Raw genomic sequence first — 7697 nt, forward strand, 5'->3', positions numbered from 1 at the left:
CGGCGGCCTCGCGGTCAGCGCGTCGCGGCGGCGGGTTCGCTGAGCAGCTCCTGGTGGCGCACCGGTTCCACCGGCTCGGACCGCGCTCAGCGGCCTCGCGGTCAGCGCGACCCGGCGGCGGTCTCGCTGAGCCACTGGTCGCGCACCAGCTCGACCAGCCCGGACCGCTCCGGGACCCACCCGGCCGCGCGCAGCCGCGCCGAGTCCGACCGCAGCTCCCGCACCTCGCCGGGGTGCGCCGGGTGGTGCTCGACGGCCAGCGGCCGTCCGGTGACCTCCTCCACGGCGGCCACCACGTCGGCCACGCTCGCCGCCGTCGCGCCCACGTTGAACACCCCGCCGTCCAGCCCGAGCGCGACCAGGAACGCCCGCGCCGCGTCCCGCACGTGCACGAAGTCCCGCACCGCGCCGCCGTCGCCGTGGACCGCCAGCGGCCCGAGCCGCCCGGACGCCGCCGCGCACGCCCTGGTGACGATCCGCGTGTCGTCCCGGTCGCCGCCGCCCGCGACGTTGAACAGCCGCAGCACCACCCCGCCCGGCGCGGCCCAGCGCACCAGGACCTCGGCGGCGGCCTTCGAGGCCGCGTAAGGGCTCGCGGGCGCGCGCGGCACGTCCTCGGACAGCACCGGGACGCCCGGCGCGCCGTACACCCCGGCCGTGGAGGCGAGCACGAACCGGGCGGGCCCGGCGCGCAGCAGGTTCGCGGTGCCCGCCACGTTCACGTCGAAGTAGTCCAGCGCCCGCCCGAACGACTCGCGCACCCGCGCCAGCGCGGCCAGGTGCACCACCGCGTCGACCGACCGCGCCGCGTCCCGCGCCCCTGGGGAGCGCACGTCGCACCCCAGCGGGACCACCTCGCACCCCGCGCCGGACAGCTCCGCCGCCACCGCGCGGCCGACGTAACCCCGTGCGCCCGTGACCAATACCCGCATGGGCGACATACGATCACGCCACCACCTGTTCGGTTGACGGCAAATGGTGGGAAATTGGCCCTAAAGGTGTGGTTCTGTTCCGCCGATACCACCCGAGTGAGTTACCCGCATCCCGTCATGCCCAGAACGATCGAGGTCGCTCTCGCCGAGCACGCCGAACGCGAGGCAGAGCGGCAGCACTTCCTGCGGACCGCCGCCGCCGTGGCCGACTCCACCCCCTCCCCGCACCCCTCCCGCGCGGACGACGACACGCTGCTGGCGCTGGCGATCGGCGTCACCCGACCGAGGGGGAGGCGCGCCTTCCTGGACCGCGTTGACCTGGTGCTTCGCGAGGCCGCTCGATGATCTCGCGAGGCTAGATCCACACCTATCGGCAAGTTTCATCCGCTCGTTGCCCCACCGTGCTTCGCCGATCCGCGCGGGTGCCTCTACAGTGCGTGGCACCCGGCGCTCGCCGGTGCTCTCATCTGCTTCTCATAAAGCGAGTCCTCGGCGATGGATCATGTCCTCCTCGCGCTCCAGGAGCGCCTCGGCACCTTGTTCGGCGACCGGCGGGTTGTCCTCGCCGGGGGCACGCGGCTGAGCAATCGCGTGAACGAGCTGCACCAGCTCGGCGCGCGCCACACGCTCGTGCTGTCGACGGACGACCACGCCCCCCTGCACGACTCCGAACGCGCCCGCTGGGTGCCGCTCGGCATCGGCGGCTTCGTCGCGACCGAGCAGAACCGGCTCACCAAGCTGCTCACCTCGCCGGGCAAGCGCGTCCGCGCGGTGCTCGACGAGTTCGACCCCGAGGGCGAAGCCCTGGTGATCAGCACCCCCTACTCCCAGGTGCCCTCGTTCGCGGGCCGCCCGGTCCTCAGCGCGCGCCGCCCCGAGTGGGTGGAGCTGGAGAACAAGACCACCGTCGACGCGCTGTGGGACGAGCTGTCCGCGCCGCGCGCCCCCGCCGAGGTGCTCGGGCTCGACTTCGACGCCCTGTGGGAGGCCACGCTCCGGCTCGACCGGGGCGCGGGCGCGGTGTGGTCCGGCGACGGCCCGGCGATCAACGGAGGCGCGAACTTCGTGCGCCGCGTCCGCGACCGCGAGGAGGCCCGCGACGCCTTCGAGGTGCTCGCGCCCAAGTGCGACTTCGTCCGCGTGATGCCGTTCCTGGAGGGCATCCCGGTCAGCGTGCACGGCATCGTCTTCCCGGACGGCACCGCCGTGCTGCGCCCGATCGAGATGGTCGTCCCGCGCCGCGCCGGGTCCGCCCGGTTCCTCTACGCGGGCTGCGCGTCCTACTACGACCCGCCCGCCCGCATCCGCGAGCAGATGCGCAACCTGGCCCGCCGGGTCGGCGAGCGGCTGCGCGAGACCGTGGACTACCGGGGCACGTTCACCCTGGACGGCATCGCCACCGCCGACGGCTTCCTGCCCACCGAGATCAACACCCGGTACGGCGGGGCCATGGTGTGCTTCGAGGACGCCCTGCCGCAGCTGCCGCTCTCGCTCGTCCAGGTGGCGCTGGTGGCCGGGCACGACCTCGGGGTGTCCTCGATGGAGTTCGAGGAGCTGCTCGTCTCGGCCGCCGACGCCTACCGGCACGGGTCGGTCGGCGCGAACGTGCGCGCGGTGCAGCCGACCGAGACCGTGGAGCGGCCCATCGTGTTCTCCGAGTGGGCCTGCCGCTTCGCGCACCCCGACGAGACCCCGCACGGCGCGCTGCGCCTCAAGCCGTCCCCGCTGGGCGGCAAGCTGGAGCTCGACTTCACCGCCGACCAGCTCCAGCTCGGCCGCCCGGTGGCCGCGCTGACCGTCGCCGCGTTCGCGCTCGCCGACCAGGAGTGGGGCACCGGCTTCGGCCCGCTGGAGCCCGCCGTCCCGATCGCCGACGACGAGCAACCCGCCCCGGTCGTGGAGCAGGTGTTCGTCACGGCGTGACCGGCTCGCCCCCGAGCAGGTCCATCCCGAGCACGCCTTCCTGGCCGTACGCGGCCAGGAAGGCGTACCGGAAGCCGAGCAGCTGCAACGTGACCACCGACGGCTGGTAGGGCGGGAAGGCGCCCTCCTCGTAGGCGCGCAGCAGCTCCGGGTCGCCCTGCGCTATCGCGTAGACCCAGGACTCGTCGCACTCCCAGCCGTGCACCAGGTGCAGCGCCACCACCGCCGACTCCTGCAGCGGCTCGGGGAACGAGCCCGCGAACGCGATGCCGTGCGCCACGTCCACCACGTGCTGCGGCGCCGCCTCGGGCACGGCGATCGCCAGCGCCATCGAGCAGGCCACCTCGGCCAGGCCCAGCGAGTCGAACACCTTCGGCGCGCCCTCGGCGACCGCCTGCCGCGCCTGCGTGATCAGGTCCGGCTGCCGCCGGGGCAGCTCCCGCCCCAGCCGGTTCCACCGCCTGCGGGTGCGCCGCGTCCCGCCCTCGGTGAAGCCCGCGCCCGCGAGCGCGATCGCGGCCAGCAGGAATATCACCCGATCGCGGGTGTCCGCGGGGACCTTGTAACCGGCCCCCAGCTCCACCAGGAACGGCACCGCGCGCACCGTCGCCTCGGACACCGTGTCCTGGTCCAGCAGTCGCGCGGCGAGCCCGTCGCACGCGCCGGGCTCGCCCTCGGCGGCGGCCTTCAGCAGGTCGTCGACGCCTCGGCCGCCGGAGAGCGCGCGCCACGGCACGTCCTCCACCCCGCGCAGGGGGTCCGGCCGCCACCAGGCCGCGGGCAGTTCCATGCCGGGGAAGCTACGGGATGACTGGTCCGAACGGGGTGACCACGGCGCGGTGTCGCCCCGTGACCGCCGTACGATCACCGCCGTGCGCGGACCCACCTACAAGGTTGTCGACCTGTTCTCCGGCGCGGGTGGGATGAGCCTCGGGTTCCGAACCCACCGCGACTTCAGCGTCGTCGGCGCGGCGGACGCGCAGATCGGCAAGCCCTCGTCCCCGCTGGGCTCGCTGCGGTGCAACAACGTCTACCGCGACAACATCGGCATCGACCCGCTGCAGGTCGACCTCGGCCGGATCGACCCGGCGGTGCTGCGCGAGGTGTGGGGGCTGCGGCGCGGCGAGCTGGACGTGCTGGTGGCCTGCCCGCCGTGCTCCGGCTTCACCCGGATCACCGCGGCCAACCACCTGCGCGACGACCCGCGCAACTCGCTGGTCGGCCGGGTGGCCCGGTTCGTGGCCGAGCTGCGCCCCAAGGTGCTGCTGATGGAGAACGCGCGCGAGCTGGTGCGCGGCAAGCAGCGGCACCACCTGGACGGGCTGGCCGAGCAGCTGATCGCGCTCGGCTACGAGGTGAACGCCTCCTCGCACATGCTGTCCCGGTTCGGCCTGCCGCAGCTGCGCGAGCGGGCCGTGGTGGTGGCGGTGGACGCGGGCATCCCCCTGCGGACGCTGGAGGACGTGTGGCGCGGCCGGGAGGTGCGGCCCGCCGCCGTGACGGTGCGGCGCGCTATCGGCAAGCTGCCGCCCATCCCGGCGGGCTACGCGCACCCGGACGACGCCATGCACGTCTCCCCGTCGTTCCGGGCGGACCGCTCGCTGGACCGGATGCGGGCGATCCCGGTCGACGGCGGCTCGTGGGCGGACCTCGTCGGCGCGCCGGACACCGAGCTGCTGCTGAACCCCGCCCAGGTGAAGATCATCGAGGCGGGCCGGTGGGGTTCGCACCCGGACGTCTACGGGCGGATGTGGTGGGACGAGCCCGCGCGGACCATCAAACGGGAATGCGCCCACGTCGGAAATGGTCGCTACGCGCACCCGGAACAGCACCGCTTGTGCACCGTGCGTGAGATGGCCCTTCTCCAGGGATTCCCCCGGAAGTTCCGGTTCGACGTCTCCGTGCTGGGGAACGCGTACCGGCACCTGGGCGACGCGGTGCCGCCGCTGATCTCCTACCAGCTCGCCTCGCTGGTGCGCTGGATGCTTTCCGGAGAGCGCCCCACCGCCCGTGAACTGTGCCTTCCCGGCACGTCCCTGCGTCCGAGCGACATCCGGCCCGCGCTGGTTCCGAGCCTGGTCGCTTGATCACCGTTCCATAACGTTGTGGACTCGAATCACTGGAAAACCTCAGGTCCAACAAATGATCAACACGTGCTGACCTGGTGAAACGCACCGCGTTTCAAGGTTGCTTGTGACTTTGGACCTGTCTTTTAACAGTCAGTGGATCTTGGTTTCGGCCACTGTGGATGATCACCCGACCGTCCACAGTGGACCACTCTTCTGGGTTTCCGCAGGTCAGAGTTTTGTACGCAGGGTGTTCCCAAAACTCGATTGGGTGAAACTCGATCGGATAGGGTTCGGCCGATTCCTGTCGTTTCGGTGTCGACCCCTGGTCAGGCGGTCCGTCGAGGCGGCAGAGAACCGACGCCTTGCACCACCCATCGGGCTACCTGCGAAGCCTCTAGGAGAAACATGGCATCCCGGTTGTTGAAGCGTGCTGGGGCAATCGCCCTCGGTGCTTCGATCGCGCTGACCACCGCCGCCCTGCCCGCTTCCGCGACGGCCATCGAGATCCTCCCGATCCCGAGGCACGATCCCGACTTCGCGAAGTTCCACGAAGAGGGCATCGAGGTCAAGATGTCCGGTCACAAGGACAAGGACAACTGGCTCGGCGCCAACCTCATCGCGCTGAAGGTCAAGGAAGACGGCAAGACCACCGGCGTCAAGGCGTACTGCGTCGAGCTGCCGACCCCGCTGGAGAACGGCACTCCGCTGACCGAGGTCCCGTGGGGCGAGCACCCCAATTCGGGCACCAAGTTCAAGGAGAACGCCGACAAGATCAACTGGATTCTCCAGAACAGCTACCCGGTCAAGGACGCCTCCGTCCTGAGCGAGGCGACCGGCAAGTCGGTCAGCACGCGCGAGGCCATCGCCGCCACCCAGGCCGCGATCTGGCACTTCAGCGACGGCGCCGACCTGGACACCACCAAGGACCGGGACCGCCAGACCAACGAGGACGTCAAGGCGGTCTACGCCTACCTGATCGGCGAGAAGAACGTCGGCATCAAGGAGCAGCCCGCTCCCTCGCTGGCGATCACCCCGAAGACGCAGTCGGGCAAGCCGGGCGACCTGATCGGCCCGTTCGAGGTCAGCACCACCGCGGGCGCCGTCGTCCTCAAGGCCGACCTGCCCCAGGGCGTGACCCTGGTCGACGCCGCGGGCGCGACCCTGAAGACCGCCGCCAAGGGCGACGCGTCGGCCTCCGCCGACACCAAGTTCGAGAAGGTCTTCGTCAAGGTCCCCGAGGGCGCCAAGGACGGCCAGGTCTCCTTCTCCCTGCAGGCCGACGCGAAGCTGAACAGCGGTCGCCTCTTCGTCAGCAGCGACAAGAACAAGAAGACCCAGTCGCTCGTCGTCGCGCTGCCGAGCCAGGTGACGGTCAAGGCCGAGGCCACCGCCAGCTGGAAGGCCGAGCAGGTCACCACGCCGCCGACCACCACCTCGGTGAGCACCTCCCCGAGCGCCCCGGCCCCGAGCAGCAGCAACCCGAGCACGCCGGAGTCCTCCACCCCGGAGACCTCGGCCAGCCCGGTCCCCGTCGCGGAGAAGGACGAGCTCGCCTCCACCGGCGCCTCGATCTTCGTGCCGCTGCTGATCGGCCTCGGCCTGCTGGGCGCGGGCGCCGCCGCGATGATCGTGATGCGCCGCCGCAAGACCGCGTGAACGAAGCTGTGAGGGCGTGAACGAGCCCTCGCGGTAGCCCGAACGGCTCCCCCGGTCCAGCCGGAGGGAGCCGTTTGGCGTTTCCGGGCCCTGGACCGGTCCGGTAACCTCGCTCAGCGAGTGCGAAGGAGCACCAGAGTGAACTTCGACGAGATCAAGAACAAGGCGACGGAGCTGCTGGAGCAGCACCACGAGACGGTCGAGAAGGGCATCGACCAGGCGGCGGACTTCATCTCGGACCGGCTCGGGCACCAGGAGCAGGTCCACTCGGTGGCCGAGAAGGCCAAGGACGCCCTGCCGGGTGCGCGGTGAGCACCGCCAGGACGGCCGAGCGCGCCACCGCCCAGCAGGGCGAGTCCCGCGCCGCCGCTCGCATGGTCACCTGGCAGGGGTGCGCGGTGCCCAGGCTGGAGCAGGTCCGCGTGCTGGTGTCCGAGCACAAGCTCAGGGCGTCCGGCCGGATCGTCGCCTCGGGGCCCGCCGAGCAGTTCAACGGCTCCTTCGAGCTGTCGGTCGGCGAGGATGGCTCCGTGACGCGGCTGCTGCTGCGCACCGCCACCGTCGCCGAGGAGCGGCACGTCTCGCTCAGCCGCTCCTCCGACGGCGTCTGGATGGTCGACCGGGGCCACGGCGGCGAGCGGGCCGACTTCGACGGCGCGGTCGACGTGGACGTGGAGTTCGCGGTGCTGTTCGCGGCCATCCCGATCCGGCGGCTGGGCCTGCACCGGGAGCCCGGCGAGGCCGAGCTGCCCGTGGTGCGGGTCAGCCTGCCCGACCTGGACGTCACCGTCGTGCGGCGCGGCTACCGCACCGCGTCGGTCGGCGACGGCGGCTCGGTCGTGGCGCTCCGCGCGGAGGACGGCGAGCAGGACGTCACCGTGGACGCCGAGGGGCTGGTCGTGGATTACCCGAACGTGGCGCAGAGGATCTGACGCAGCGGATCTGACGCAGCGGATCTGACGCGGCAGACCTGGCGCCGGGAGAACCAGCGCGCGCGGCCGGGGTCCCCCTGGGCCCCGGCCGCCGCCGGTCACCACCCGGTCAGACCCCCCCCGCGATCGCCCATCCCTGCCCCCCCCCCACGCACGCCGCCGCGACGCCCCCGCCGCCGCCGCGC

Annotated in this window: 8 protein-coding genes; 6 read left to right on the forward strand and 2 right to left on the reverse strand. The window is 72.1% G+C overall.

The annotated features are described in order from the left end of the window. Positions 1-101: 101 nt before the first annotated feature. Entirely contained in the window at positions 102-932 is an 831-nt protein-coding gene (locus tag ACTUAL_RS18905) for an NAD-dependent epimerase/dehydratase family protein (protein WP_440901197.1), read from the reverse strand. A gap of 117 nt (positions 933-1049) precedes the next feature. On the opposite strand from ACTUAL_RS18905, the gene ACTUAL_RS18910 reads away from it, so the two are divergent. Together ACTUAL_RS18910 and ACTUAL_RS18915 are read left to right on the forward strand one after the other, a co-directional pair. Further along, complete coding sequence (locus ACTUAL_RS18910; RefSeq protein ID WP_157767434.1) at positions 1050-1277, forward strand: hypothetical protein; 228 nt, start codon at positions 1050-1052, stop codon at positions 1275-1277. A gap of 150 nt (positions 1278-1427) precedes the next feature. Continuing rightward, positions 1428-2855, forward strand: coding sequence for a hypothetical protein (locus tag ACTUAL_RS18915; protein ID WP_096491051.1), 1428 nt, complete (start codon positions 1428-1430; stop codon positions 2853-2855). Here ACTUAL_RS18915 and ACTUAL_RS18920 read toward each other — a convergent pair. Continuing rightward, positions 2845-3645: a hypothetical protein gene (locus ACTUAL_RS18920; protein WP_096491052.1), complete on the reverse strand. Its 801-nt coding sequence runs from the start codon at positions 3643-3645 to the stop codon at positions 2845-2847. The genes ACTUAL_RS18915 and ACTUAL_RS18920 overlap by 11 nt on opposite strands. Positions 3646-3727: 82 nt before the next feature. Between ACTUAL_RS18920 and ACTUAL_RS18925 the strand changes: the two genes are divergently transcribed. From ACTUAL_RS18925 to ACTUAL_RS18940, 4 genes are all read left to right on the forward strand, one after another. Continuing rightward, positions 3728-4942 (forward strand): DNA cytosine methyltransferase, encoded by a 1215-nt coding sequence (locus tag ACTUAL_RS18925; protein WP_440901198.1) that lies wholly within the window; start codon positions 3728-3730, stop codon positions 4940-4942. Between the two features lie 387 nt (positions 4943-5329). Then, positions 5330-6580: a thioester domain-containing protein gene (locus ACTUAL_RS18930; protein WP_440901199.1), complete on the forward strand. Its 1251-nt coding sequence runs from the start codon at positions 5330-5332 to the stop codon at positions 6578-6580. A 138-nt stretch (positions 6581-6718) separates the two neighbouring features. Continuing rightward, positions 6719-6892, forward strand: a complete 174-nt coding sequence (locus tag ACTUAL_RS18935) for an antitoxin (protein WP_440901200.1) — start codon at positions 6719-6721, stop codon at positions 6890-6892. After that, on the forward strand, positions 6889-7512 hold the full coding sequence (locus ACTUAL_RS18940; protein WP_096491056.1) for a putative glycolipid-binding domain-containing protein: 624 nt from the start codon (positions 6889-6891) through the stop codon (positions 7510-7512). The genes ACTUAL_RS18935 and ACTUAL_RS18940 overlap by 4 nt, the downstream gene beginning before the upstream one ends. Positions 7513-7697 lie beyond the last annotated feature (185 nt).

It is taken from the genome of Actinosynnema sp. (assembly GCF_052038725.1).